Below are 1,698 nucleotides of genomic sequence, written 5' to 3' on the forward strand. Positions count from 1 at the left end.
GGCGGCTTATTTGGCTGGGTGAACCAGGGACTGCCTGTTTATGACGGGCAGGAGCAAACTACAAAAGTGCATGGCTATACCCGCGCCTGGGGAGTATGGCTGCGCAAAGGAGAGAAAGTATATGACTGAGAAAAACCTGTTGATGCTCTTTGTCCGTAACCCGGAGCTGGGCAAGGTGAAAACTCGCCTGGCAGCCAGTGTGGGACCCGAAACGGCACTCGATATTTACCTGCACCTGCTCCGCCATACCCGCGACATCACCCAGCACCTGCCCCTGGATAAAGTGGTATACTACTCCGAAAAAGTGGAGCAGAATGACCTCTGGCCTGCGCAGCACTACCACAAGAAGCTACAGTACCCCGAAGGTGATCTTGGTGAGAAAATGAAAAAGGCTTTTGAGGCTGCTTTTGCTGAAGGCTATACCTCGGTTGTCATCATCGGGAGCGACTGTCCGCAACTTACTTCAGAGATCATCAACCAGGCATTCGAAGAATTGAAAACGCATGAAGTGGTGATTGGTCCGGCCTTGGACGGCGGTTACTACCTGCTCGGTATGAAGCGCCTATACCGAGATTTCTTTCAGGACAAACGCTGGAGTACCGAGCACGTCTTTCCCGACACCATCGCCGACATAGAACGCCTGCACCTGAGCCATACCTTGCTGCCCTACCTTTCGGATGTGGACGAGCTCGAAGACCTGCAGGAAAACTGGCCGGAACTGGGTTAGGTTCTACTGCCCCAGCCCAATCTCCTCCAGGCTGTCATACCCATATATATCCTCCCGGAACTGAATAACCGAAAACTCATCGGCCCAGGCTGTCATGTACACAATAATCAGCGGCACCGGCTTTTTGAGTCGGATGAACTGCTCGTCTTTGTCAGATGCCAGCACCTTTTCGATGCGATTTTCTGATAGTCCGCTCCGTTCCTGCAGCAGGTATAGCGCCAGGTCTTCGGGATTTTGCAGCCGGATGCAGCCATGGCTGAAGGCTCTTTTCTCGAGGGAGAACAGGTGTTTGTCCTTCGTATCGTGCAGGTATTGGCTCACGCGGGTATCAAACAGAAACTTCATCTGCCCCAGCTCATTATGCGGACCGGTTACCTGCACGATCCGGTAGTTGAAATCCGAGGCGCTTACGGTGCTCCAATCCACATCCCAGGGACTTATCTTTTGCCAGCCACCCAGCAGCTTGGGCTTGAAAAGCTCCATGTCACGACTCTTCAGGTAGCCGGGATTGCGTTTGAGCAGGGGCAGAATCTCTTTGGAGGCAATGGAGTTGGGGATGTACCAGTAGGGATTGAAAACAATCGTATGCAGCTTGGTATGGTTGACGATAGTGGGCAGGTTTGGCTTGCCCACGATGGTGCGCAGGTATAGCTGCACGCTGTTCTGGTCGATCAGCCGCAAGGTATAGTCCGGTATGTTGACAATAATGTAAGGCTGTGGCAAGTCGCGACTGAAGGCTTCCCAGCGGTACAGACTGTTCTGCAATTGGCGCAGTCGCTGCAGGGGTGGCACATTAAGCGCAGCCACAGTGCGAGGACCTACAATGCTGTCGGCTTTGAGTGCGTGCCTTGCCTGAAAACGCACGACGGCCGCTGCTATCTCGCGGGTATATAGCATTGAATTATCAGTAGTGTCAGAGTCGGCCAGGTCGCCGGTCAGGAGCAGGTTGGCGCGCAGGTTTGGGGTGTGCC

General features: G+C 53.8%; 2 protein-coding genes. One reads left to right on the forward strand and one right to left on the reverse strand.

All coding sequences use genetic code 11. The features are described from left to right. Window positions 1-121: 121 nt before the first annotated feature. Window positions 122-727 (forward strand): TIGR04282 family arsenosugar biosynthesis glycosyltransferase, encoded by a 606-nt coding sequence (locus O71_RS20885; protein ID WP_007661213.1) that lies wholly within the window; start codon window positions 122-124, stop codon window positions 725-727. A gap of 3 nt (window positions 728-730) precedes the next feature. On the opposite strand, the gene O71_RS20890 is transcribed toward O71_RS20885, so the two are convergent. Beyond that, window positions 731-1,698: murein L,D-transpeptidase (locus O71_RS20890; protein ID WP_007661214.1), on the reverse strand; the 968-nt coding region annotated here is incomplete at its 5' end.

The sequence above is a fragment of the Pontibacter sp. BAB1700 genome, assembly GCF_000277005.1.
GTDB classification, from domain to species: Bacteria; Bacteroidota; Bacteroidia; order Cytophagales; family Hymenobacteraceae; genus Pontibacter; species Pontibacter lucknowensis.

What these genes read in the sequence shown, in the direction of transcription:
- O71_RS20885 (WP_007661213.1), top strand. Translation starts at nt 122, where the DNA reads ATGACTGAGAAAAACCTGTTGATGCTCTTTGTCCGTAACCCGGAGCTG.